Here is a 23,847-nt window from a genome sequence, read left to right on the forward strand (position 1 = left end):
GCGCGGGCTGAGCATCCGCTCCAGGCGAACGGCCGGCACCGCGGGCTGGTGCTTCAGGCGGGGAGGGCGACGGGATCGCCGCCGGCGACGGGCGAGGGCGCCGCCTTCGCGGGGCGTCCTCGCTTGGGGCGTTCGGTGGTCAGCTCCAGGGCCATCTCGGGATGGGGGTGTTGCGCGACTCGGGCCTCCGCCTGGTCGAGCCACCGGAGTTCGGCCTCCGCGGCGCAGACGAGCGAGTCGAGGACGAGCGACCACGCGAGATCCTCGGGGCTGCCCGCCGCGAGCCCGGGGGAGGGCGTGCGGCGCAGCTCCTCCAGCCGCTGCTGCGAGGCGTCCCGCTGGCGGCGGAGGATGGTCGCGGCGTCCACTCCGGGCAACGTCGCGGCGACCGCGAGCTTCACGGCGAGCTCCTCGCGCGTCGCCGGAGCGCGGAGCACCGGAGCGGCGAGCCAGCGCGCCGCTTCGGCCGAGCCCGCTGCGGTGATGCGCCAGTAGACGTGGCCGTGCTCGTCGGCCTCCCCGCGCTGGACCAGCCCGTCGCGCTCGAGCCGCTCCAGGGTGTTGTAGATCTGGCCGACGTTGAGCGGCCAGGTCGATCCGGTCCGGCGGTCGAACTCGTGGCGCAGCTGGTAGCCGTAGCAGGGGCCCTGATCGAGGATGGCGAGCAGGCTCTGGCGTACGGACATGACCGGTCTCCTGAAAGCTGGCGGATGGAAAGCAGTGCCGAGTATATGCATACCGGGCAACTTCCCGGACGCGGCGCGGCGGCCCATGCAGGCGACGTGGAGGTCACAGGCCGGTAACATGGCAAAGTATGCCTGGCGCTCGCCTCACGGCGGCCGGCGAATGACCCAATGACAGGGAGATGACATCCGTGGCGAATCCTCTTGAGAAGCTGCTGCGCGCAGGTGAGGGGCGGATCATCCGCCGTCTGAACCAGGTGGTGAAGGCGGTGAACGCCCTCGAGGAGGACATCTCCCAGCTCACGGACGACGAGCTGCGCAACGAGACCGCCGAGCTGCGTGCCCGCTACGAAAAGGGCGAGACGCTCGACCAGCTCATGCCAGAGGCCTTCGCCGCGGTGCGCGAGGCCGCCAAGCGGACGCTCGGCATGCGCGCGTACGACGTGCAGATCATGGGTGGCGCGGCCCTGCACCTCGGGAACATCGCCGAGATGAAGACCGGTGAGGGCAAGACCCTCGTCGCCACCTTCCCCGCGTACCTGAACGCGATCGCCGGCGAGGGCGTGCACGTCATCACCGTGAACGACTTCCTCGCGAGCTACCAGGCAGAGCTCATGGGCCGCGTCTACCGCGCCCTCGGCATGACGACGGGCATCATCGTGTCCGGTCAGACGCCCGCCGTGCGCCGCGAGCAGTACGCGGCCGACATCACCTACGGCACGAACAACGAGTTCGGCTTCGACTACCTCCGCGACAACATGGCCTGGCGCAAGGAGGACCTCGTCCAGCGCGAGCACTTCTTCGCGATCGTCGACGAGGTGGACTCCATCCTCATCGACGAGGCGCGCACGCCGCTCATCATCTCCGGGCCGTCCTCCGGCGAGGCGAACCGCTGGTTCGCGGAGTTCGCCAAGATCGCTCGCACGCTCGTCGCCGGCGAGGACTACGAGGTCGACGAGAAGAAGCGCACCGTCGGCGTCCTGGAGCCGGGCATCGAGAAGGTCGAGGACTACCTCGGCATCGACAACCTCTACGAGTCCGCCAACACGCCGCTCATCTCGTTCCTGAACAACTCGATCAAGGCGCTCGCGCTGTTCAAGAAGGACACCGACTACGTCGTGATGAACGACGAGGTCATGATCGTCGACGAGCACACCGGGCGCATCCTCGTGGGGCGCCGCTACAACGAGGGCATCCACCAGGCGATCGAGGCGAAGGAGGGGGTGCCGGTCAAGGCCGAGAACCAGACCCTCGCCACCGTCACGCTGCAGAACTACTTCCGCCTCTACGACAAGCTCGCCGGTATGACCGGTACCGCCGAGACCGAGGCCGCCGAGTTCATGTCGACGTACAAGCTCGGCGTCATCCCGATCCCGACCAACAAGCCGATGATCCGCAAGGACCAGCCGGACCTGGTGTACAAGAACGAAGCCGCGAAGTTCGCGCAGGTCGTCGAGGACATCGCGGAGCGCCACGCGAGCGGGCAGCCGGTGCTCGTCGGCACCACCAGCGTCGAGAAGAGCGAGTACCTGTCGCGCCTGCTCGCCAAGAAGGGCGTCAAGCACGAGGTCCTGAACGCGAAGAACCACGCCCGTGAGGCGGAGATCGTCGCCCGCGCCGGCCGCCTCGGCGCCGTGACGGTCGCGACGAACATGGCCGGCCGAGGCACCGACATCATGCTCGGCGGAAACGCCGAGTTCCTCGCGGTGCAGGAGCTGAAGGCGAAGGGACTCGACCCGGTGGAGACGCCGGAGGAGTACGAGGTCGCGTGGGACGAGACCTACGAGACCATGAAGAAGGTGGTCGAGGAGGAGGCCGAGAAGGTCATCGAAGCCGGTGGCCTCTACGTGCTCGGCACCGAGCGCCACGAGTCGCGCCGCATCGACAACCAGCTGCGCGGTCGGTCCGGTCGCCAGGGCGACCCCGGCGAGAGCCGCTTCTACCTGAGCCTCACCGACGACCTCATGCGGCTGTTCCAGTCCGGCGCCGCCGAGGCGATCCTCGCCCGCACGAACTTCCCCGACGACGTGCCGATCGAGTCGGGTCTCGTGTCCCGGGCGATCCGCAGCGCGCAGTCGCAGGTCGAGGCCCGCAACGCCGAGATGCGCAAGAACGTCCTCAAGTACGACGACGTCCTCAACCGTCAGCGCGAGGCGATCTATGCCGACCGCCGCCACATCCTCCAGGGCGACGACATCGCCGATCGGGTGCAGCACTTCATCGAGGACGCGATCAGCGGCGTCGTGAAGGACCACACCGGCGAGGGCCACAACGAGAGCTGGGACTTCGACGCCCTCTGGACCGAGCTGAAGACCCTGTACCCGGTGAGCGTCACGATCGACGAGGTCGTGTCGGAGGCCGCAGGACGCAAGGGCGGCATCACCGCCGAGGGCCTGACGCGCGAGCTGCTCTCGGATGCGAAGATCGCCTACGAGAAGCGCGAGGAGTCGCTGGGCGAGGCCGCGACCCGCGAGCTCGAGCGTCGCGTCGTCCTGCAGGTGCTCGACCGCCGCTGGCGCGACCACCTGTACGAGATGGACTACCTCAAGGACGGCATCGGCCTCCGGGCGATGGCGCAGCGCGATCCGCTCATCGAGTACCAGCGCGAGGGCTACGCGATGTTCCAGTCGATGATGGGCCAGATCAAGGAGGAGTCGGTCGGCTACCTCTACAACCTCGAGGTCGAGGTCCGTCGCGCCGGCGACGCCGAGACGGCGGAGGTCGAGGCCAAGGGGCTCGCCACCGACGGGGGAGAGCAGCGCCTGGAGTACTCGGCGGCGAACGACGCCGGCGAGGTCGAGGTCCGCAACGACCGCGGGCAGGTGCAGCAGGCCGCGACCGACCGGATGCGCCAGGCTGCGGCTCGGGCGCAGGCTCCGCAGCAGGCCGAGCCGGAGGAGGCCCCGCGCGGCGCCTTTGGGCAGCGCACGGAGGCGGCCGCCCCGGCGGCGGGCAACCGCGAGCAGCGGCGCGCGCAGAGCAAGAAGAAGAAGTAGGCCTTCGGGTGACGAGGAGGGCCAGTCCGTGGGATTGGCCCTCCTGTCGTCCCTGTAGGCTTGATCGATGACACCATCGCGCACCTTCGACCAGTCGTCGAAGCTCAAGAACGTCCTGTACGAGATCCGCGGAAACGCCCTCGTCGAGGCGGCGCGATTGGAAGCAGAGGGCCACCGGATCCTCAAGCTCAACACCGGCAATCCCGCGATCTTCGGCTTCGACGCCCCGCATCAGATCGTGCACGACATGCTCGCCGCGCTCCCCACGGCCCACGGGTACAGCGACAGCAAGGGCATCATCTCCGCCCGGCGTGCCGTGGTGAGCAGGTACGAGGAGATCGAAGGGTTCCCCCGTTTCGATCCCGATGACGTGTACCTCGGCAACGGGGTCTCCGAGCTCATCACCATGACCATGCAGGCGCTGCTGGACGAGGGGGACGAGGTCCTCATCCCCGCGCCCGACTACCCGCTGTGGACGGCCATGACCAGCCTCGCGGGTGGCACGCCCGTCCATTACCTCTGCGACGAGGACGCGGGCTGGCAGCCCGACCTCGAGGACCTCCGGTCGAAGATCACGCCGCGGACCAAGGCGCTCGTGATCATCAACCCGAACAACCCCACCGGCGTGGTCTACTCCCGGCAGGTGCTGGAGGGCCTCGTGCAGATCGCGCGCGAGCACCAGCTCCTCATCCTCTCCGACGAGATCTACGACCGCATCCTGTTCGACGACGCGGTGCACATCCCGACGGCGACCCTGGCCCCCGACCTGCTCTGCCTCACGTTCAACGGGCTCTCCAAGACCTACCGCGTGGCCGGCTACCGGTCCGGTTGGATGGTCGTCACGGGTCCGCAGGACCACGCCAAGGGCTTCATCGAGGGCATCACGCTGCTGGCCTCGACCCGGCTCTGCCCGAACGTCCCGGCGCAGCACGCCGTCCAGGCGGCGCTGTCCGGCGTGCAGTCGATCGACGCCCTGATCGCCCCGACCGGGCGGCTGCACGAGCAGCGCGACATCGCCTGGGAGGGGCTGGAGGCCATCCCCGGTGTGTCCTGCGTGAAGCCTCAGGGCGCCCTCTACGCGTTCCCCCGACTGGACCCGAACGTGCACGAGATCCGCGACGACGCCAAGCTCGTCTACGATCTGCTGGTGTCCGAGCACATCCTGCTCGTGCAGGGGACGGGCTTCAACTGGCCGACGCCGGATCACCTGCGCCTCGTGACCCTGCCAGAGCCGCGAGTGCTGAGCGAAGCCGTCGAGCGCCTCGGGAACTTCCTGTCGAGCTACCGGCAGTAGTCTCCCCGGAGACGGAGCGGTCGAGGTCGGCCGCGAGCCGGCGCACGGCGGCGACCAGCGCCGACCGCGGCGCGACATCGGAGATCGGCCGGGCATGCAGGAGAGCCGCATCGACGGCACGGCGGTCCAGCGGGAGGAAGGCGATATCGGTGAGCCCGGCGAACCGCTCCAGGGTGCGTCGGATCTGACTTCGGGCGTCGAGGCCGAGCGGCCCGGGACGGACCTGGTTCACGACGACCGTCACCGGCGTCTGGCCGACCAGACGCCGCAGCTCTGCATGGTCCCGCAGGAAGCGGCTGACCCCCAGCGGGTCCGCCAGGGCCACGGCCACGACCCGGTCCGCCTCGCTCAACGTCGCGACGGTCGCGGCGTGTCGCCGCGGGCCGACCACGTCGTACATCGCCTCCTCGTCCGTGTCGACGGCGGCTGAGACGTCCACCACGGTCTCTTCCGCCCACCTCCGGCAGACCGACAGCGTCGCCCGCATCCGCGCGTCGGAGAGCTCGGGCCAGCGGCTCGGACGGTTGAGGCCCGCCAGCACGTCGACCTCGGCGCCGCCTGCGGCGAGCCGGGCGGACAGGCGGGTCAGTTCGGCCGGATCGAGCGCACCGGCCTCGGCACGACGGCAGGCTGCCGCGAGCCCTGGGGCGTCGTCGTCCATCCCGAGGAGCAGAGCCAGAGAGGGCGCCACGGTGTCGGCGTCGATCAGCGCCGTCCGGCGCCCGCGCCGCGCGAGTTCCACGGCGAGCTGAACGGCGATCGTGGAGCGTCCTGGCGCTCCGTGCGAGCCCCAGATGGCCGTGAGGCGGGACGCCGCCCTCGGCGGGCCCGTGACAGGGTGCCGCACGTCGGTGGAGAGCGCTGCAGCGATCTCCCATCCCGGAGCATCCGTGCGCAGGGGCGGGGCCAGGCCCATCCGCATGACCGCCCGGCTGTCCGTGCCTCCGAGGGTGACGATGCGGACGCCGGCGCGATCGCACGCCGAAAGGAGTTCGGGGGTCAGCACAGCCCTGGTCGCGGGGGCGACGACAGCCTCCACGTCCGGTTGCAGACGGGCGATGATCGCGGAAGCGGACGCGGATGGGAGGCTGAGGGCGGAGACGCCCTCCCATTCGAGTTCGGCGACCAGCTCGTCGGCTCGAGGCTGGGTCACGGCGAGGAGGACGACGCTCACGACCCGGCTCCGACCGGGACGACGGAGAGCGCGGCGCCACCGGTGACCGCGGCGAGGACCGCAGCGACGTCGCTCCGATCGATCACGATCTCCAGCTCCGCCGCATTCTCCGCCAGCAGTCCCTCCGGCTCGAGGACAGCGCGGACGACGACGTCCCCCACGAGGATGCGGGGTTCATCGTACGAGCGTCCGTCCTCGCGCAGCGGTGCCTGCCAGATCTCCACCTCGGTTCCCGCCGCGACGTCCTCCGGGAGACCCACGCTGCTCTCGACGACGACCGTCGTGGTGCGACTGTCCGAGGCCGCGGTCATCGCCGTCCTTGGCACCAGCTCGCCCTCCGTCAGCGTTCGGACGGCGACCTGTCCCGCAGGGAGCTGATCCGGCCGGAGGTACTCGTCGGACACCGCGCCGAGCGCCACATCGACCGTCTCGAAATCGGCGGCACGGAGGACCTCCCCGCGAGCGATCGTGCGTCGTGCCTGGAGCACCGGGACCGCCTGGTCGGACGAGGTGAGGACGAACCAGACGCCGGCGATCGATGCGAGGACGAGCACGATACCCACCGCGAAGCGGGCATCACCGCGGAAGCGACGAGGGGAGCGGGAGAGCGGGGCCATGGCGATATGGTCACAGACGCAGGGTTCTGGGCCGTCGAGTTATCCACAGGCTCGCGCCTGCCCGTACGGCGCGCGCCGTGGGCACCCAGAATGAGGGCATGACACCCCCGCACCCGCACACCCCCCGGTTCCTCGCGCCAGCGCAGGTGGCAGAGCTGCTGAGCATCGACGTGGACGAGGTCATCGCGCTCGTCCACGCCGGTCATCTTCGCGGTGCCCCCCTGGGCGCTCCCGCGCGCTGGCGCATCGAGGAGCCGAGCATCGAGGAGTACCTGGCCGCGCAGACGGAGGAGGCGCGCCGGATGGCCCTGTGGCGGCAGTCGCAGGCCGCGAGCTTCCCCGAGCTGTGGGGCTCCTCCGCGGCGCGGCACCGCTGAGCGTCAGAGCGTCGCCGTCCCCTGCACCCGGATCGCCGCCAGCGCCGCGTACGGCACCATCCTGAATCCTCGGACGGCGTCGGCCCGACGAGCTGCGCCGCTGTCGTGCTCGGCGAGGTCGAGGTGATCGGCGGCGGCGCGATCGATGGTCCCGTGGAGGTCGTCCCCGACGAGGAGACGGAGGTGCACCGGGAGGCGACGACGCGCGAGGTCGCGGAGAGCGAAACCCAGCGACATCCGCTCGCGGAGCGTCGGCGCTCCCTGGCTCTCGTCGACGAGGCTGCTCAGCATCGAGCCATGGTCGACGGTGAGCCCGAGGACCGACGTCATCGGGATCAGCAGCATGGAGCTCGGCACGCGCGCGCCCTGGGGCACTCGGGAGACGGCGGCGAGCCAGTCCACTCCCAAGGACCGCAGCCCGACGGGGACACGCGCGCCGTCGGCGAGGTGGAGCGTCGTGTCGGTGCGCTCGTCGCACAGATGACGCAATCGTGCGCGCAGATCGAGCCGGGCGATGCGGAGCCGCTCGGATTCGGCGTCGCGGGCGGCGCGTTCCGCCTCCCACTCCGCGGCGAGCTGTCCTTCCAAGTCGTCGAAGAGGGATTCCCAGTGCACCCGACCGAGCGTAGGGGCGGGCGTCGCCTCCTCCGAGTTATCCACATCCCTGCCGAGACCGCACTCCTTCCGGCCCGTGCTGCGGTCGTCTACGGGTTGTCCACAGACCTGGGCCGGTGGCGCCCGTGCCGCACCGGGAACGTGTTCTACTGACGGCTCGCCGACCCCTTCGAAGGGAGATCGAGATGATGCTGGCCGAGTACTTCGGACCGCAGCCCACCCCGGCCGATGAGCTTCCGGACCCCGCACTTCTCGTGCGGAGCCTCACCCAGGGCGCGCTCGAGGCTCTGGCGGGGGTGCGGGAGGTGGACCAGCTCGCCCGGTGGTTCAGCGAGGAGGCCTACCGCAGCGTGGTCGTCCGGGCCAACCTCGCCGCCCGTGCGCGCAGCGCTCGTGGTGTCGCGCCGACGCGGCCCACCTTCGTCATCCGCACTGTGCGGGTGACCCACCCGCGGGACGGCATCGTGGAGGCTGTCGTGGTGGTGGCGGGACCGGGGCGCACGCGCGCGGTGGCCCTCCGGCTGGAAGGGCTCGACCACCGGTGGCGCGCGACGTCGCTCGCCATCCTCTGAGGCGGGGGAGCCTAGGCTGGTGAGGTGTCAACCCTCAGTGATCTCGCCCAGGCCCAGGGCCTTCTGACCGACGACGACGTGGAGTGGCTGCACCGGCTCGCCGGTGACGGACAGCTCCTCGCGGACCTCGCCTCCGCCGACATCGTCCTGTGGATCCAGACGGACGACGGATCGTTCGTCGCCGTCGCGCACGCACGACCGAGCGGCGCGGCGACGCTCTTCTACCGCGACATCGTCGGGGAGCGCGTGCGTCCGCAGTGGCGCACGCAGGTGCAGGGTGCCTTCGAGTCGGCGGAGATCGTGGACTCCTCCTCACCCGACTGGTTCGAGGAGACACCGACCAGGGTCCGCGCCGTCCCGATCGTCATCGAGCGTCGGGGTGAGGACAAGGCTCCTCGCGTGATCGGCGTGGTCACACGGCACACCAACCTCGGGGAGGTGCGCACGCCGTCGCGTCAGCAGATCACCTTCGACGAGTGTGCCAACGACCTGTTCCGTATGATCGCGGACGGCAGCTTCCCGGACCCGGCAGCCCCCACGTCACCGCGCCGTGGCGCTCCCCGGGCGTCCGACGGGCTGATCCGGATCGACGTGGACGGCATCACGACCTTCGCCAGCCCCAACGCCCTGTCCGCGTTCAATCGGATGGGCTTCGACGACGAGTTGGAGGGGGAGTCCCTTGCCGAGGTGACCACCCGGCTCGTGCCGCCCTCCCGGCAGGTCGACGAGTCGCTGCCCGTGGTGGTGACCGGTCGGGCACCTTGGCGGACGGACATCGAGGCGCGTGGCGTGACGGTCTCGCTCCGCGCCATCCCCCTGAAGGATCACGGCACACGCATCGGGGCCATCGTGCTCTGCCGCGACGTCTCGGAGCTGCGCCACCAGGAGCAGGAACTCATCACCAAGGACGCGACGATCCGGGAGATCCACCACCGCGTCAAGAACAACCTGCAGACCGTGGCCTCCCTGCTCCGGATCCAGGCCCGACGCACGCACTCCGACGAGGCGCGGGATGCTCTCACGCAGGCCATGCGCCGTGTGGACGCGATCGCGGTCGTGCACGATACCCTCGCCCAGGGGCTGACGCAGAAAGTCGACTTCGACGAGGTCTTCCATCGCGTGCTCAAGCTCGTCGCCGAAGTGGCGTCGGCTCCCAACACGCGCGCCCGCACCCAGTCGACGGGACACTTCGGCGTGCTCCCGAGCGAGTACGCCACTCCGTTGGCCCTGGCCCTGACGGAGGTCGTGACCAATGCGGTGGAGCACGGCCTCGCCGGGCAGGAGGGTGTCGTGACCATCGACGCCAAGCGCACCGAGGACAACCTCCGCGTGACGGTCCGCGACACGGGCCACGGGCTCCCGGAGGGCCGGATCGGTCAGGGCCTGGGCACCCAGATCATCCGCACCCTGATCCAGGGCGAGCTCGGCGGCACGATCGACTGGCGGGGGAGTGAGGGCGAGGGGACCGAGGTGGTCATCGACATCCCGCTGCGCTGGCTCGAGCGCTGACGCTCTGCCCGGAACATGCAGAAGCGGCCTGAGACGATGTCTCAGGCCGCTTCGCGAATCTCAGGAGGCGCGACGGGCGCGTGCGGCGCGACGCTTGAGCGCGCGGCGCTCGTCTTCGGACAGGCCGCCCCAGACGCCCGAGTCCTGGCTGGTCTCCAGGGCGTACTGCAGGCAGATCTCGGTGACCGTGCACGTCGCGCAGACGGTCTTGGCCTTCTCGATCTGATCGACGGCCGGGCCGGTGTTCCCGACGGGGAAGAACAGTTCGGGGTCGACGGTCAGGCAGGCGGCCTTGTCACGCCAGTCCATGGGGGCTCCTCGGTGTGGATTTCATGAGATGTCGCGATGCGACCTCTCGATTCGGGCGACGGTTCGGGTTCCGCTACCCTGTTGAGATACGGGCGGATGCCCGCTGATTGTGATGCGAACGCGAACGTTCGCCCCACGCCGCTGTGGGAGCACATGACTTTCTCTATTCTGTTACATGAATACCCTGAAATCAAGGGTTTTCTCGTCATTCGATCCCCGGGAGGACACCCGTGCGCGCACCGGGAATCGCCCGCGCCGCCGCCGCCGTGCTGGCGGTGGAAGCCGTCGCCCTGCTCGTCTTCGCCGTGATCGAGATGGCCGGACTCGGGGCCGGGGACGCCGCGTCGCTGCCGACGGCCATCGCTCTCATCGTCCTGACGCTGATCGGCGCCGCCGCGCTCGCGGCCTTCGCGTTCGGCACTCGCGCCGGACGCTCCTGGGCGCGATCGGGCGGGGTGGTGTTCCAGGTCCTCGCGATCGCCCTGGCGCTCGGCGCCCTCACGCTGCCGCCCATCCCGTGGGCCTTCGTGCTCGGACTCGGCATCCCGGCTGTCGCGGGCTTCGCGCTCCTCATCGCGAGCGCGCGCCGGGAGGGGGCCCGACGCGAAGCGGAGTGAGTCCGCGCCGCCCTGTCAGGCGTCGATGCCGAGCTGCTTGCGCAGCCGCGCGACGTGGCCCGTGGCCTTCACGTTGTACTGCGCGCTCGTGATGACGCCGTCCTCGTCGAGGACGAACGTCGAGCGGATCACGCCTTCGACGACCTTGCCGTAGTTCATCTTCTCGCCCCAGGCGCCGTACGCCTCGTGCACCGCGTGGTCGGGGTCGCTGAGCAGCGGGAACGTGAGGCCGTCGCGGTCGCGGAAGGCGGCGAGCTTCGCCGGCTCGTCCCGCGAGACGCCGACGACCTGATACCCGGCGCCCTGCAGCGACGAGATGCTGTCGCGGAAGTCGCAGGCCTCCGTCGTGCACCCCGGCGTCATGGCGGCCGGGTAGAAGTACAGCACCGTCTTCGTGCCGCGCAGATCGGCCAGGCGGACGGTGTTCCCGTCCTGGTCGAGCAGGGAGAAGTCGGGGGCGGCGGTTCCGGTTTCCAGGCGTTCGGTCACGGCCCCAGCTTATCGTCCGGGGGGCTGCTCCGCCTTGTCGGCGAAGGTCTGCAGGAGGCGCTGCAGGGAGTCGAGGCGAGCGCGTCCGGTCTCGCTCAGCTCGCCGCGGTCCGCCGCCTCGATGAGGGCGCAGTCGGGAGCGTCGGGGAGGTGGGTGCAGCCGCGCGGGCAGTCCTCCGCGATGACGGCGAGCTCGGTGAAGGCGGCGAGGATGTTCGCGGGGTCGACGTGCCCGAGACCGAAGGAGCGGACACCGGGGGTGTCGATGACCCAGCCGGAGCCGTCGGCGCTCTCGTAGCGCAGCGAGACGGTGGAGGAGGAGGTGTGACGCCCGCGGCCGGTGACCTGGTTCACGTGTCCGGTGGCGCGGCCCGCGGTGGGCACCAGGGCGTTCACCAGCGTCGACTTGCCGACACCGGAGTGTCCGACGAACACCGTCGAGTGGCCGATGAGTGCGGCGCCGATCTCGTCGACCGGCATCCCGTCCTGTGCGCTCGTGAACACACGGAGGTCGAGGCCCTCGAAGTGCGCGAGGAAGGGGGCGGGGTCGGCGAGATCGGTCTTCGTCACGACGAGGAGCGGGCGGATACCGGCGTCCAGGGCCGCGACGAGATAGCGGTCGACGAGCCGGGCACGCGGCTCCGGGTCGGCGGCGGCCACGACGACGAGCATCTGGTCCGCGTTCGCGACGATCACCCGCTCGACCTCGTCGGTGTCGTCGGCGCTGCGGCGGAGGAGCGAGGTGCGCTCGACGATTCCCACGATCCGGCCGAGCGTGCCCTCGTCGCCCGAGGTGTCGCCGACGACGCGGGCCCGGTCGCCCGTGACGATCGGCGTGCGCCGCAGCTCTCGCGCGCGGGCGGCGGTGATCGTACGCTCCTGCGCGGTGTCCTCGTCGAGGAGCACGGAGTACCGGCCACGGTCGACGCCCAGGACGCGGCCGATCTGCGCGTCCTCGTGCGCGGGGCGTCGCTTGGTGCGGGGACGGTTGGCCTTCGGGTTCGGCCGGGTGCGGATGCTGCTCTCGTCGTAGTCCTCGAAGTCGTCTTCGAGGTCGTCGGCGTCGTTCAGCCAGCTCACCCGTCAGCCTCGCAGCATCCGCTCCCAGAGCATGGTGAACTCCGGGAGGGTCTTGGCGGTGGTGCCGATGTCATCGATGATCACGTCGGGGACGCGGAGGCCGATCAGCGCGCCGGTCGTCGCCATCCGGTGGTCGTGGTGCGCGGCCCAGGAGCCACCGCGGAGCGGGCCCGGCACGATGCGGATGCCGTCGGGGAGCTCCTCGGCGGTCCCGCCGAGCGCGCGCAGGTTCCCGACGAGCGCCGCGATCCGGTCGGTCTCGTGGAGGCGGATGTGGCCGATGCCGCGGATGGTCGTGGGGCCGTCGGCGAAGGCCGCGAGACCGACGAGGGTCGGCGTCAGCTCGCTGGCGGCGGAGAGATCGAGATCCAGTCCGCGGATTCCGGACCCTGCCCGCACGGTGAGCACCCCGCCGTGACGGCTGACGTGCGCACCCGCCGCCTGCAGGATCTCGGGGAGCAGCGCTCCGGGCTGCGTCGAGTGCGCCGGCCAGCCGGTGATCGCGACGGAGCCTCCGGCGACGAGGGCCGCCGCGAGGAACGGGGCGGCGTTGGAGAGATCCGGCTCGATCGGGATCTCCTTGGCGCGGGGGACTCCGGCCTCCACCAGCCATTCGCCGACCGCGGGGCGCTCGATGCGGATGCCGCGGCGGCTCAGCGCCTCGATGGTCATGTCGATGTGCGGCAGGCTCGGCAGGCGCTCGCCGGTGTGCACGAGGTGCAGGCCGACGTCGAAACGCGGGGCCGCGAGCAGCAGCCCGGACACGAACTGGCTGGAGGCCGACGCGTCGATCTCCACGCGACCGCCGCGGATGTGGCCGTGGCCGCGGATGGTGAACGGGAGGGCCCAGGTGCCCTCGTCGTCGATGTCGACGCCGAGGTCGCGCAGGGCGCTGATGAGCCCGCCCATGGGCCGGTGCAGGGCCGTCTCGTGCGCGGTGAGGTGGACGTCCTGCTCCGCGAGGCCGGCCAGCGGCGCGATGAAGCGCATGACGGTCCCGGCCTGGCCGCAGTCGATCGTCGTGCCGCCGCGGAGCTTGCCGGGCGTGATCACGAGATCGGGACCGAACTCATGACCGGCGTCGACCTCCTCGATGCCGACGCCGAGTGCGCGGAGGGCCTCCACCATGCGCTGCGAATCGTCGGAGTGCAGCGGCGCGATCAGGCGGCCGGGGCCGTCCGCGATCGCCGCGATGAGGAGCTCGCGGTTCGTGAGGGACTTGGAGCCGGGGATCGTGAGCTCGGCGTGCACCGGGCCGTCGATCGTGGGCGCGGGGTAGGCGCCCTGCACACGGGTGGGGGAATACCTTTTGGCGCTCATCGGTTCTCACCTTAGTAAACGCAACGCCGTCCTCGTGAGAGGCGGCACCCGTGCGAAGGGAAGAGGATGCCTGCGACGCTGGAACGCGAGGTGATCGACCTCAGCCGCCTAGACTGGCCGGTGATGGACGACACCGCAACCGCAGCCACCGTCGGCGACCCTCGGCGCGAGTTCGAGGAGCAGGCGCTCCCCTTCATGGACCAGCTCTACGCCGCCGCGATGCGCATGACGCGCAATCCCGCTGACGCCGCCGATCTCGTGCAGGAGACCTTCGTCAAGGCCTACGGCTCGTGGTCGACCTTCGCGCAGGGCACGAACCTCAAGGCGTGGCTGTACCGCATTCTCACCAACACGTACATCAACATCTACCGCAAACGGCAGCGCGAGCCGTTCCAGGGCACCATCGACGAGCTCGAGGACTGGCAGCTCGGCGGCGCGGAGTCGACGACGGCGTCGCACAGCCGGTCGGCGGAGGCGGAGGCCATCGACCGCATGCCGGCGTCGGTCGTGAAGGACGCGCTGCAGGCGGTTCCGGAGGACTTCCGGCTCGCGGTGTACCTCGCCGACGTCGAGGGCTTCGCGTACCAGGAGATCGCCGACATCATGAAGACCCCCATCGGCACCGTGATGAGCCGTCTGCACCGTGGCAGGCGGATGCTGCGGGAGCTGCTGGCCGACTACGCCGCGGAGCGGGGAATCGCCGCGGCTGACCCGAGGAGCAAGAAATGAGCGACTGCGGCTGCGACAAGGCCCGTCAGGATCTGGAGGAGTACCTCCGCAACGAGGTGTGCAAGACCGAGCACGCCGAGATCCGCGAGCACCTGGAGAACTGCCCGGCATGCCGGGACGAGGCTCTGGTGGCGACGACCCTCACCGAGGTCATCGCCCGCGCCTGCAAGGAGACCGCTCCGGAGGAGCTGCGGGACCAGGTGTTCGCCCGGCTCCGCGAGGTCCAAGCCGCGCAGCACTGAGCGTCCCGCCGGGCGCGGAGCGTCGGAGACCGCCCGTAGGCTGTGTGCATGGCCCTCATCGATGCACGCGGGATCCCCGCTGACCAGACGTCCGTCGACCGCCTCGCGGAGGACGGCCTCGACTATCGGGTCTTGGATACGACGGACGCCACGCGCGTGGCCGCCTTCCAGCGCGCGATGGCCCGCGGGTTCCTCGGTGCCGACCCCTCGGAGGCGGCTCGCGAGGAAGGTGTCGGCACCCTGAAGAGCCGGCGAAACATCGGCGTCTACGAGCCCGACGCCCCGGCCGACCGCTTCCCGGTGGCGACCATCGACTCCTGGGTGACGCCGCTGACGATCCCCGGCAGCGAGATCGGGATGTGGGCGATCAGCGGGGTCACCGTGGCCGGCACGCATCGCCGCCGTGGCATCGCGCGCGCCCTGCTGGAGGGTGAGCTGCGCGCCGCCGTCGATGCCGGCCTCCCCGTCGCGGGCCTCACGGTTTCCGAGGCGACCATCTACGGGCGGTACGGCTTCGGCTCCGCCGTCCCCGTGGCGCGGTTCACCGTGGACGTGCGCCGCGCCGGCTGGGCGGGCCCCGTCCCGGCCGGCCGCGTGGAGTACCTCGAGCGCGAGGAGCTCGCCGAGGCCCTGGCGGAGGCGCACGAGCGCGCCCGTACCGCGCGGTCCGGCCAGGTGCCGGGGTGGGCGGCCCGCTGGGCGGGCATCAGCGGGCTCGCGAGCACCGACACCGACCGGGACCGGGTGCGCGGCATCCGCTATCGCGACGAGTCCGGTCAGGTGCGCGGCGTGATGGCCTTCCACCTCACCGAGCGCGGTGGCACGTTCCGGTTCGCGTTGCACGTGCGCCTGCTCGTCGCCGAGACGGCGGAGGCGACGGCTGCGCTGTGGCGGTTCGCGCTGCAGCACGACCTCGTCGACGAGGTGACCGCCGATCTCCGACCGCTCGACGACGCCCTGCCGTGGCTGGTCGCGGACCCGCGCGGCGTCACCCAGGAGGTGCACGACCACGGCTGGCTTCGCGTCCTGGACGTCCGCGCCGCGCTCACGGCCCGGACCTACGCCGCGCCCCTGGACACCGTGCTCCGCATCGAGGACGCCCTGGGATTCGCCGCGGGCACCTGGCGGCTCCGCGTCGACGCGGAGGGGCAGGCGGACATCGAGGAGGCTCCGGGCGCCGAGGCGGACCTCGTCCTCGACGTCTCCGCGCTCTCGTCGATCTACGCAGGCAGCATCCGCGTCGCCGCGCTGCACGGAGCAGGCCGGATCACGGGCCCGGTCGACGCCGTCGAGGCACTGGACCGTGCGTTCGTCGCCTTCCCGGCGCCGTCCCTCGACATCTGGTACTGACCCGCGGAACGGAGAAGGGCGCCCCGGCCGAAGCCGGGGCGCCCTTCGTCGTCAGAGAGGCGGTCAGCCCAGGGTGACCGCCGCGCGGATGAGCGCGGCCTGCTCGGTCGCGTGCACCTTGGACGAGCCCGTCGCCGGCGAGGCCGACGCCGGACGCGAGACCGGGCGGAAGGAGCGGTCGCCGGGGACGTCGGCGAAGGCCAGAGCGAGGAACGGCCAGGCGCCCTGGTTCTCCGGCTCCTCCTGCACCCACACGAGCTCGGCGTTCGGGTACGAGTCGGTGATCATCTTCAGCGCGTCGATGGGCGTCGGGTAGAGCTGCTCCAGACGCACCAGGGCGATCTCCGGGTTCGGGTTCTTCTCCAGCTCGGCGCGGAGGTCCCAATGCACCTTGCCGCTGTGCACGAGCACGCGCTTCACGGCGGAACGGTCGAGACCCCGGTCGTCGTCGAGGACCGGCTCGAAGCGGCCCCCGGTGAACGCCTCCACCGGGCTCGTCGCGCCGCGCAGGCGCAGCATCGCCTTCGGCGTGAACACGATCAGCGGCTTGCGCGGACGGGCGTAGGCCTGCCGGCGCAGCAGGTGGAAGTGCGACGCCGGGGTCGACGGGCGCGCCACGATCATGTTGTCCTGCGCGCACAGCTGCAGGAACCGCTCGATGCGTGCGGAGGAGTGGTCCGGTCCCTGGCCCTCGTAGCCGTGGGGGAGCAGGAGCGTGACGCTGGACTGCTGACCCCACTTCTGCTCCGCGGCGGAGATGTACTCGTCGATGACCGACTGGGCGCCGTTGACGAAGTCGCCGAACTGCGCCTCCCACAGCACCAGGGCCTCGGGAGCCTCCACGGAGTAGCCGTACTCGAAGCCGAGCGCGGCGTACTCGCTGAGCAGGGAGTCGTAGACGAAGAAGCGGCCCTGCGCGTCGGACAGGTTCGACAGCGGCAGCCACTCCTGGCCGTTCGCACGGTCGTGGAGCGCGGCGTGCCGCTGCACGAAGGTCCCGCGTCGCGAGTCCTGGCCGGCGAGGCGCACCGGGGTGCCCTCGACCAGGAGCGAGCCGAAGGCGAGCAGCTCGCCGAAGCCCCAGTCGATGTTCCCGTTGCGGCTCATGTCGAGGCGCTTCTCCAGCAGCTGCTGGATCTTCGGGTGCACCGTGAAGCCCTCGGGCTTGTTCACGAACGCGTCGCCGATGAGGCGGATGACCTCGGCCGGCACACCGGTGACCTCGGGGGCTCCGACCTGGTCCTCGACCTGCGGGGCCTCCTCCGGGGCGATCGGGGTCGTGCCGGTCTCGGCGGCGTGCGTCTCGGCGAAGGCGATCTCCAGACGGTTCTGGAAGTCGGCCTTGGCCTCGTCGTACTCCTCCTCGGTGATGTCGCCGCGACCGACGAGGGACTCCGTGTACAGGCGGCGGACGGAGCGCTTCGCCTGGATGAGGTCGGTCATCAGCGGCTGCGTCATCGAGGGGTCATCGCCCTCGTTGTGGCCGCGACGGCGGTAGCAGACGAGGTCGATCACGACGTCGCGGTGGAAGCGCTCGCGGTACTCGAACGCGAGCTGCGCGACGTGGATGACGGCCTCGGGGTCGTCGCCGTTCACGTGGAAGACCGGCGCCTGGATCGTCTTGGCGACGTCGGTGGCGTAGACCGAGGTGCGGGCGTCGCTCGGCGTCGTGGTGAAGCCGACCTGGTTGTTGACGACCACGTGGATCGTGCCGCCCGTGCGGTAGCCGCGCAGCTGCGACATCTGCAGGGTCTCGACGACGACGCCCTGGCCGGCGAAGGCCGCGTCGCCGTGGACGAGGATGGGCAGCCAGGCGAAGGTGCCGATGGGCTTGCGGTCCTGCTTGGCGCGGACGATGCCCTCCAGCACGCCGTCGACCGTCTCCAGGTGGGAGGGGTTGGCGGCGAGGTACACGGGCAGCGCGGAGCCGTCGTCGGCGACGAACGTGCCCTCGGTACCCAGGTGGTACTTCACGTCGCCCGAGCCGCGCTGGTTGCCGGGGGTCTGCGTGCCTTCGAACTCGCGGAAGACCTGGCCGTACGTCTTGCCGGCGATGTTGGTGAGCACGTTCAGGCGGCCGCGGTGGGCCATGCCGATCGCGGCGCCCTCCAGCCCGGCCGTGGCCGCGCCCTGGAGGATCTCGTCGAGGAGCGGGATCAGCGACTCGCCGCCCTCGAGCGAGAAGCGCTTCTGGCCGACGAACTTCGTCTGCAGGAAGGTCTCGAAGGCCTCGGCCTCGTTGAGCTTGCGCAGCACGCGCAGCTGCTCGTCGTGGCCGGGCTTCTGGTACTTGACCTCGACCTTCTCCTGGAACCAGCGGCGCTGCTCCGGATCCTGGATGTGCATGTACTCGATGCCGAGAGTGCGGCAGTACGAGTCGCGCAGCACCCCGAGGATGTCGCGGAGCTTGGCGACGCGGCGCCCGCCGAACCCGCCGGTGACGAACTCGCGGTCGAGGTCCCAGAACGTCAGGCCGTGGCTCTCGATCTCCAGGTCCGGGTGCGAACGCTGACGGTACTCGAGCGGGTCGATGTCGGCCATGAGGTGGCCGCGCACACGGAAGGAGTTGATGAGCTCCTGCACCCGGGACTGCTTGTCCACGCGCTCGGCGAGGTCGACCGCGATGTCCGGGTTCCAGCGGATCGGCGCGTACGGGATGCGCAGCGCCGCGAAGATGTCGTCGTAGAAGCCGCGCTGGCCGATCAGCAGCTCGTGCACCTTCTTCAGGAACTCGCCGGATCCGGCGCCCTGGATGACGCGGTGGTCGTACGTGCTCGTGAGGGTGATGGTCTTGCCGATCGCCAGCTCGTTGAGCGTCTTGTCGCTCGCGCCCTGGAACTCGGCGGGGTACTCGAGAGCACCGGCGCCGATGATGCAGCCCTGGCCCTTCATGAGACGCGGGACCGAGTGCACCGTGCCGATGCCGCCCGGGTTGGTGAGCGAGACCGTCGTGCCCTGGAAGTCGGCGGCGGTGAGCTTGTTGGCGCGCGCGCGGGTGACGAGATCCTCATAGGCGGCGAGGTACTCGGTGAAGGTCATGGTGTCGGCACGCTTGATGCTCGGGACCATGAGAGCGCGGGTGCCGTCCGGCTTGGGCAGGTCGATCGCGATGCCGAGGTTGACGTGCGCCGGGGCCACGACGGAGGGCTTGCCATCGATCTCGGTGTAGAAGACGTTCTGGCTGCGGAACTCGTCGAGGGTGCGGATGAGGGCCCAGCCGATGAGGTGGGTGAAGCTGACCTTGCCGCCGCGGGTGCGGGCCATGTGGTTGTTGATGACGATGCGGTTGTCGATCATCAGCTTGGCCGGGACCGTGCGGACGCTCGTCGCGGTGGGGACGGTGAGCGATTCGTCCATGTTCGCGGCGAGGGTCTTCGGCAGACCGCGCAGCGGGGTGACCTTGTCCTCCTCGGAGGGCGGCTGCGTCTCCTTGGACTCCTGCTTCGGCTTCGGCGCCTGGGCGGGGATCGGCGCGGCGGCCGCCGGCTTCGCCGTGGTGCGGGCGACGGGCTGTGCACCGATCACGGGGATGGGAGCGGTCACGGGGTGCGCCGGGGCCGTGGTCGCGGCGGGAGCGCCTCCGGCTGCGGTGGTCTCGGAGTGGTACTTCTCCAGAATGGGCCACCACTCCTTGTCGACCGAGTCGCGGTTCTCCTTGAACTGCTCGTAGAGCTCTTCGACGAGCCAGGAATTGGCTCCGAACCCCCCGTCGCCACCGACGCCGGTCACCTGGTTCGACACGCTCTATCGCCCTCTTTCATCGCTGAAGATCTCCGATGCGGACGCACGACGCAGGATGCGCTCGGGCCCGCACACTCTCGACCACCAAGCCTAACCTGTTTCGACCGCAGAGACGTCGAAGAGACCGACCCGTGCCGCGCCGATCTGGGTACCGTGGAGACATGGAGTTCTCAGGTGCGCAGCCGACCGTCGATCTGACCTACTCGGACGTCTTCCTGGTGCCGCGCCGTTCGGCCGTCACCAGTCGCCTCCAGGTCGATCTCGCTCCGCACGACGGCACCCCGGCGACGCTGCCGCTCGTCGCCGCGAACATGAACTCGGTGACCGGGCCGCGGATCGCCGCCGTGCTCGCGCGCCGCGGGGCGCTGGGCGTGCTGCCGCAGGACCTCCCGCTCCAGGAACTCGACGCCGCGATCCGCGACGTGAAGGGGCAGCCGGTGCTCTGGGACACGCCGCTCGTGCTGCCCCCGGAGGCGACCGTCGCCGACGCCCTCCGCCTGCTCCCCGCCGCCCCCGGCCACGGGATCGTCGTCGCCTCCGGTGCGGCACCGATCCCCGTCGACCGCATCGTCGGCGTGCTCCCGGCCACCCGTCTCGCGACCGCGCTGCCCGACGCGCAGCTCGGCGACCTCGTGCACCGGGGGACGCCGTCGATCGACGCGGACGACATCGGCTCCGAACGGCACGCTTTCGACGTCATCACCGAGGCGGACGTCGAAGTGGTCACGGTCATCCACCACGGCCACCTCGTCGGGACGCTGAGCGCCCGCAGCGCCCTCCGCGCCACGCTGTACCGGCCGGCCGTGGACGCCGACGGGCGCCTCGCCGTCGCCGCGGCGGTCGGCATCAACGGCGACGTCGGGGCGAAAGCGAAGGCGCTCGCGGCGGCCGGGGTGGACGTGCTCGTCGTCGACACCGCGCACGGCCACCAGGAGGGCATGCTCCGGGCGCTGCAGGAGGTCGCGTCCCTCGGGCTCGGGCTCCCCATCGTCGCGGGGAACATCGTCACCGCGGACGGCGTGCGGGATCTCGTCGACGCGGGCGCCTCGATCCTCAAGGTCGGCGTCGGGCCGGGGGCGATGTGCACGACGCGGATGATGACGGCGGTCGGTCGTCCCCAGTTCTCCGCGGTGCTGGAGACCGCGCAGGCCGCCGCGGAGGCCGGAGCCCATGTCTGGGCCGACGGCGGGGTGCGCTACCCCCGCGACGTCGCCCTCGCGCTCGCGGCCGGTGCCGCCTCCGTCATGGTCGGCTCCTGGTTCGCCGGGACGATCGAGGCCCCGGGCGAGCTCCAGCGCGACACGGACGGTCGTCTGTTCAAGGAGTCATGGGGGATGGCCTCGACCAAGGCCGTGCAGGCGCGGTTCGGTCGGCTCGACGCCTACGAGCGGGCGCGCAAGGAGCTGTTCGCCGAGGGCATCTCCTCCTCCAAGATCTACCTCGACCCGCTGCGCCCGGGAGTCGAGGACCTGCTCGACATGATCACATCGGGCGTGCGGTCGTCCTTCACCTACGCCGGGGCCGCGACCGTGCCCGAGTTCCACGAGCGCGCCGTCGTCGGATTGCAGTCGGCGGCCGGCTACGAGGAGGGCAAGGCGCTGCCGGTCAGCTGGTGACCACCTGCCGCGACCACAGTCCGCTTCTGTAGAATCGAGCGCACTATGGACGACCCTCCCAGTTGCCGAACATCGCCCCACCGTCCCGTTCTCTCCCCGGAGAGGAAGATCTGATGGACTACATCATGTTGGGCGTGGGGCTTCTGCTCACGGTCGGCACCGGCCTCTTCGTCGCGAGCGAGTTCGCCCTCGTGAACCTCGACCGCGCGGATCTGGAAGCGCGGCAGGCGCGAGGCGAGTCCCGCCTCTCCCTGACGATCAGCGCCCTGCGGCACACCTCGACGCATCTCTCCTCCGCGCAGCTCGGCATCACGCTGACCACGCTGCTGACCGGATACACGATGGAGCCGGCGCTGTCGAACCTCCTGCGTCCCACGCTGGTCGCCTGGAACATCCCGGAAGCCGCCGTCGCTCCCATCGCGACCGTGGTGGCGATGTTCGTCGCGACGGTGCTCTCGATGATCCTCGGCGAGCTCGTCCCGAAGAACTTCGCGCTGGCGCTGCCCCTGGCCACGGCGAAGCTCGTCGTGCCCTTCCAGATCGCCTTCACGACGGTGTTCAAGCCGGCGGTGGTCGTGCTGAACGGCAGCGCCAACGGGGTGCTGCGGAGCATGGGCATCGAGCCCAAGGAGGAGCTCTCCGGCGCGCGCAGCGCGGAGGAGCTGTCGTCGCTCGTGCGACGGTCGGCGAGCGCCGGAGTTCTGGAGGCCGACACCGCCACGCTGCTGGACCGCACGCTCACGTTCTCGCGGCTCACCGCGGCCGACGTCATGACGGCGCGCCCGAGCATGCATGCGATCGCCGCCGGCGACTCGGTGGACGACGTGATCCAGCTGGCGCGGCGCACCGGCCACAGCCGCTTTCCGGTCTTCGACGAAGATCTCGACGACATCACGGGCGTCGTGCACCTCAAGGCCGCCATCTCGGTGCCGAGGGAACGCCGGGCGGAGGTGCCCGTCGGGGCCCTCGCGACCGACCCGCTCCGCGTGCCGGAGACCGCCCATGTCGACGCGCTCATCTCGGACCTCCGCGGTCGCGGCTACCAGCTCGCGGTCGTCGTCGACGAGTACGGCGGGACGGCGGGCATCGTGACGCTGGAGGACCTCGTGGAGGAGCTCGTCGGCGAGGTGTCCGACGAGCACGACCGGACGAGGGCCGGCATCATCCGCAACCGCGACGGGGTGACCTTCCCCGGCGAGCTGCGCCCGGACGAGCTGCGCAGCCGTGCGGGCGTCGAGGTGCCGGAGGGTGATGTCTACGACACGGTCGGCGGCTACGTCATGAGCGTCCTCGAGCGGGTGCCGGTCGTCGGGGACGAGGTGCCCCTGGAGAGCGGCACGCTGCAGGTCGTCCGCATGGACGGCCGCCGGGTGGATCGGGTGCGCTACGTCCCGAGACCGGATGCCGTCATCATCGAGGGGGTGTCCCTGTGAGCGATTGGGGAGGCCTCGCCTGGCTCGTCGTCCTGCTGGCGGCGAACGCGTTCTTCGTCGGCGCCGAGTTCGCGGTGATCTCCGCGCGGCGCTCGCAGATCGAGCCGAAGGCCGAGCGTGGCTCGCGCCCGGCCAAGACGGCGCTGTACGCCATGGAGCACGCGACGCTCATGCTCGCGACCTCGCAGCTCGGCATCACGATCTGCTCGCTGCTCATCCTGAACGTCTCCGAGCCCGCCATCCACCACCTGCTCGCCGTGCCGCTGCACGCGCTGGGCTGGTCGGACGGCGCGGTGGACGTCGTGTCGTTCACGATCGCACTGCTCATCGTGTCGTTCCTGCACGTCGTGTTCGGCGAGATGGTGCCGAAGAACCTCGCGTTCTCGATTCCGGACCGGGCCGTGCTGCTGCTGGCGACGCCGCTGGTGTGGGTGTCGAAGGTGTTCATGCCGGTGATCTGGCTGCTGAACGCGGCGGCGAACGGCGTGCTGCGCCTCTTCCGGGTGGAGCCGAAGAACGAGGCGGCGTCGACGTTCACACTCGACGAGGTGGCGACCATCGTCAACCAGTCGCGCCGTGAGGGCGTGCTCATGGACACCGCGGGTACGGTGACGGCCGCGGTGGAGTTCACCGACAAGAAGGCGCGCGACGTGGCCGTTCCGCTGAGCGACCTCGTCACGCTGCCGCAGACGACCACGCCGGACGACATCGAGAAGGCGGTGGCCCGCTACGGGTTCTCGCGCTACGTGATCGTCGACGACGAGGACGTCCCGATCGGCTACGTCCACCTCAAGGACATCCTGCGGGCCTCGGAGGGCCCGGATGCCGAGGCCAAGGTGCTCGAGCCGATCCCCGGCAAGCGCATCCACCACATGGTGCCCGTGCAGGAGGACACCGATCTGGAGGACGCCCTCGCCGTCATGCGCCGGGCGGGTCGCCACCTCGCCAAGGTCCGCGACGCCCGGGGGGAGACCACCGCCGTGCTGTTCCTGGAGGACATCCTCGAGGAGCTCGTCGGCGAGGTGCAGGACGCGACCCGTCGCGTCCGCGGCCACTGACATCCGGAGACGCGAAGGCCGCCGGC

Annotated in this window: 21 protein-coding genes; 12 read left to right on the top strand and 9 right to left on the bottom strand. The window is 70.6% G+C overall.

The features are described 5' to 3' along the window. Window positions 1-53: 53 nt before the first annotated feature. Window positions 54-686, bottom strand: coding sequence for a PadR family transcriptional regulator (locus tag KVS71_RS09540; protein ID WP_144880889.1), 633 nt, complete (start codon window positions 684-686; stop codon window positions 54-56). 188 nt (window positions 687-874) lie between these two features. Between KVS71_RS09540 and secA the strand changes: the two genes are divergently transcribed. Further along, entirely contained in the window at window positions 875-3,679 is a 2,805-nt protein-coding gene (secA, locus tag KVS71_RS09545) for a preprotein translocase subunit SecA (RefSeq protein ID WP_217584423.1), read from the top strand. Window positions 3,680-3,746: 67 nt separating this feature from the next. After that, window positions 3,747-4,973: a pyridoxal phosphate-dependent aminotransferase gene (locus KVS71_RS09550; protein WP_217584424.1), complete on the top strand. Its 1,227-nt coding sequence runs from the start codon at window positions 3,747-3,749 to the stop codon at window positions 4,971-4,973. On the opposite strand, the gene KVS71_RS09555 is transcribed toward KVS71_RS09550, so the two are convergent. Together KVS71_RS09555 and KVS71_RS09560 are read right to left on the bottom strand one after the other, a co-directional pair. Next, on the bottom strand, window positions 4,864-6,147 hold the full coding sequence (locus tag KVS71_RS09555; protein WP_217584425.1) for a P-loop NTPase: 1,284 nt from the start codon (window positions 6,145-6,147) through the stop codon (window positions 4,864-4,866). The genes KVS71_RS09550 and KVS71_RS09555 overlap by 110 nt on opposite strands. After that, complete coding sequence (locus KVS71_RS09560) at window positions 6,144-6,764, bottom strand: SAF domain-containing protein (RefSeq protein WP_060923182.1); 621 nt, start codon at window positions 6,762-6,764, stop codon at window positions 6,144-6,146. The genes KVS71_RS09555 and KVS71_RS09560 overlap by 4 nt, the downstream gene beginning before the upstream one ends. A gap of 98 nt (window positions 6,765-6,862) precedes the next feature. Between KVS71_RS09560 and KVS71_RS09565 the strand changes: the two genes are divergently transcribed. Further along, the gene (locus tag KVS71_RS09565) at window positions 6,863-7,141 is read left to right on the top strand and encodes a helix-turn-helix domain-containing protein (RefSeq protein WP_060923181.1); all 279 of its coding nucleotides are present in this window, start codon (window positions 6,863-6,865) and stop codon (window positions 7,139-7,141) included. A 3-nt stretch (window positions 7,142-7,144) separates the two neighbouring features. Here the strand turns inward: KVS71_RS09565 and KVS71_RS09570 are convergent, their stop codons facing one another. Then, window positions 7,145-7,756 carry a hypothetical protein gene (locus KVS71_RS09570; protein WP_060923180.1) on the bottom strand — a complete coding sequence of 204 codons (612 nt, stop codon included), beginning with the start codon at window positions 7,754-7,756 and terminating at the stop codon, window positions 7,145-7,147. Between the two features lie 185 nt (window positions 7,757-7,941). Between KVS71_RS09570 and KVS71_RS09575 the strand changes: the two genes are divergently transcribed. Beyond that, on the top strand, window positions 7,942-8,328 hold the full coding sequence (locus KVS71_RS09575) for an Rv3235 family protein (protein ID WP_105949566.1): 387 nt from the start codon (window positions 7,942-7,944) through the stop codon (window positions 8,326-8,328). A 24-nt stretch (window positions 8,329-8,352) separates the two neighbouring features. After that, window positions 8,353-9,837 (top strand): sensor histidine kinase, encoded by a 1,485-nt coding sequence (locus KVS71_RS09580; RefSeq protein ID WP_060923178.1) that lies wholly within the window; start codon window positions 8,353-8,355, stop codon window positions 9,835-9,837. A 60-nt stretch (window positions 9,838-9,897) separates the two neighbouring features. Here KVS71_RS09580 and KVS71_RS09585 read toward each other — a convergent pair whose 3' ends face one another. Continuing rightward, window positions 9,898-10,146: a WhiB family transcriptional regulator gene (locus tag KVS71_RS09585; RefSeq protein WP_017203224.1), complete on the bottom strand. Its 249-nt coding sequence runs from the start codon at window positions 10,144-10,146 to the stop codon at window positions 9,898-9,900. 230 nt (window positions 10,147-10,376) lie between these two features. Here KVS71_RS09585 and KVS71_RS09590 point away from each other — a divergent pair, with 230 nt between their 5' ends. Next, window positions 10,377-10,763, top strand: a complete 387-nt coding sequence (locus KVS71_RS09590; protein WP_217584426.1) for a hypothetical protein — start codon at window positions 10,377-10,379, stop codon at window positions 10,761-10,763. A gap of 15 nt (window positions 10,764-10,778) precedes the next feature. Here the strand turns inward: KVS71_RS09590 and bcp are convergent, their stop codons facing one another. Genes bcp through aroA form a run of 3 tightly spaced genes read right to left on the bottom strand, consistent with a single transcriptional unit; the run spans window position 10,779 to window position 13,652 of the window. Then, entirely contained in the window at window positions 10,779-11,252 is a 474-nt protein-coding gene (gene bcp / locus KVS71_RS09595) for a thioredoxin-dependent thiol peroxidase (RefSeq protein WP_105949568.1), read from the bottom strand. Window positions 11,253-11,261: 9 nt separating this feature from the next. Further along, on the bottom strand, window positions 11,262-12,332 hold the full coding sequence (rsgA, locus tag KVS71_RS09600) for a ribosome small subunit-dependent GTPase A (protein ID WP_217584427.1): 1,071 nt from the start codon (window positions 12,330-12,332) through the stop codon (window positions 11,262-11,264). Between the two features lie 3 nt (window positions 12,333-12,335). Then, on the bottom strand, window positions 12,336-13,652 hold the full coding sequence (aroA, locus tag KVS71_RS09605; RefSeq protein WP_217584428.1) for a 3-phosphoshikimate 1-carboxyvinyltransferase: 1,317 nt from the start codon (window positions 13,650-13,652) through the stop codon (window positions 12,336-12,338). Between the two features lie 66 nt (window positions 13,653-13,718). Between aroA and KVS71_RS09610 the strand changes: the two genes are divergently transcribed. Genes KVS71_RS09610 through KVS71_RS09620 form a run of 3 tightly spaced genes read left to right on the top strand, consistent with a single transcriptional unit; the run spans window position 13,719 to window position 15,973 of the window. Further along, window positions 13,719-14,381, top strand: a complete 663-nt coding sequence (locus tag KVS71_RS09610) for a sigma-70 family RNA polymerase sigma factor (protein ID WP_025103063.1) — start codon at window positions 13,719-13,721, stop codon at window positions 14,379-14,381. Then, window positions 14,378-14,623: a zf-HC2 domain-containing protein gene (locus KVS71_RS09615; RefSeq protein ID WP_025103064.1), complete on the top strand. Its 246-nt coding sequence runs from the start codon at window positions 14,378-14,380 to the stop codon at window positions 14,621-14,623. Before KVS71_RS09610 ends, KVS71_RS09615 begins: the two co-directional genes overlap by 4 nt. Window positions 14,624-14,671: 48 nt before the next feature. Continuing rightward, on the top strand, window positions 14,672-15,973 hold the full coding sequence (locus KVS71_RS09620; protein ID WP_217584429.1) for a GNAT family N-acetyltransferase: 1,302 nt from the start codon (window positions 14,672-14,674) through the stop codon (window positions 15,971-15,973). Window positions 15,974-16,036: 63 nt separating this feature from the next. Here KVS71_RS09620 and KVS71_RS09625 read toward each other — a convergent pair whose 3' ends face one another. Continuing rightward, the gene (locus KVS71_RS09625; protein ID WP_217584430.1) at window positions 16,037-19,714 is read right to left on the bottom strand and encodes a multifunctional oxoglutarate decarboxylase/oxoglutarate dehydrogenase thiamine pyrophosphate-binding subunit/dihydrolipoyllysine-residue succinyltransferase subunit; all 3,678 of its coding nucleotides are present in this window, start codon (window positions 19,712-19,714) and stop codon (window positions 16,037-16,039) included. 161 nt (window positions 19,715-19,875) lie between these two features. On the opposite strand from KVS71_RS09625, the gene KVS71_RS09630 reads away from it, so the two are divergent. The 3 genes from KVS71_RS09630 to KVS71_RS09640 all read left to right on the top strand — a co-directional run bounded on the left by KVS71_RS09630 (window position 19,876) and on the right by KVS71_RS09640 (window position 23,821). Further along, window positions 19,876-21,330: a GuaB1 family IMP dehydrogenase-related protein gene (locus tag KVS71_RS09630; RefSeq protein WP_060923228.1), complete on the top strand. Its 1,455-nt coding sequence runs from the start codon at window positions 19,876-19,878 to the stop codon at window positions 21,328-21,330. A 113-nt stretch (window positions 21,331-21,443) separates the two neighbouring features. Then, the gene (locus tag KVS71_RS09635; protein ID WP_060923227.1) at window positions 21,444-22,763 is read left to right on the top strand and encodes a hemolysin family protein; all 1,320 of its coding nucleotides are present in this window, start codon (window positions 21,444-21,446) and stop codon (window positions 22,761-22,763) included. Further along, window positions 22,760-23,821 carry a hemolysin family protein gene (locus KVS71_RS09640; protein WP_025103069.1) on the top strand — a complete coding sequence of 354 codons (1,062 nt, stop codon included), beginning with the start codon at window positions 22,760-22,762 and terminating at the stop codon, window positions 23,819-23,821. The genes KVS71_RS09635 and KVS71_RS09640 overlap by 4 nt, the downstream gene beginning before the upstream one ends. Window positions 23,822-23,847: the final 26 nt, after the last annotated feature.

It is taken from the genome of Microbacterium sp. GbtcB4 (assembly GCF_019091465.1).
In the GTDB taxonomy this organism is placed as follows: Bacteria; Actinomycetota; Actinomycetes; order Actinomycetales; family Microbacteriaceae; genus Microbacterium; species Microbacterium paraoxydans.

Bases quoted from the DNA above. Each gene is read 5' to 3' on its own strand.
- KVS71_RS09540 (WP_144880889.1), bottom strand. From the start codon at position 686: ATGTCCGTACGCCAGAGCCTGCTCGCCATCCTCGATCAGGGCCCCTGC.
- KVS71_RS09550 (WP_217584424.1), top strand. From the start codon at position 3,747: ATGACACCATCGCGCACCTTCGACCAGTCGTCGAAGCTCAAGAACGTC.
- KVS71_RS09560 (WP_060923182.1), bottom strand. From the start codon at position 6,764: ATGGCCCCGCTCTCCCGCTCCCCTCGTCGCTTCCGCGGTGATGCCCGC.
- KVS71_RS09565 (WP_060923181.1), top strand. From the start codon at position 6,863: ATGACACCCCCGCACCCGCACACCCCCCGGTTCCTCGCGCCAGCGCAG.
- KVS71_RS09575 (WP_105949566.1), top strand. From the start codon at position 7,942: ATGATGCTGGCCGAGTACTTCGGACCGCAGCCCACCCCGGCCGATGAG.
- KVS71_RS09585 (WP_017203224.1), bottom strand. From the start codon at position 10,146: ATGGACTGGCGTGACAAGGCCGCCTGCCTGACCGTCGACCCCGAACTG.
- aroA (WP_217584428.1), bottom strand. From the start codon at position 13,652: ATGAGCGCCAAAAGGTATTCCCCCACCCGTGTGCAGGGCGCCTACCCC.
- KVS71_RS09610 (WP_025103063.1), top strand. From the start codon at position 13,719: ATGCCTGCGACGCTGGAACGCGAGGTGATCGACCTCAGCCGCCTAGAC.
- KVS71_RS09615 (WP_025103064.1), top strand. From the start codon at position 14,378: ATGAGCGACTGCGGCTGCGACAAGGCCCGTCAGGATCTGGAGGAGTAC.
- KVS71_RS09620 (WP_217584429.1), top strand. From the start codon at position 14,672: ATGGCCCTCATCGATGCACGCGGGATCCCCGCTGACCAGACGTCCGTC.
- KVS71_RS09630 (WP_060923228.1), top strand. From the start codon at position 19,876: ATGGAGTTCTCAGGTGCGCAGCCGACCGTCGATCTGACCTACTCGGAC.
- KVS71_RS09635 (WP_060923227.1), top strand. From the start codon at position 21,444: ATGGACTACATCATGTTGGGCGTGGGGCTTCTGCTCACGGTCGGCACC.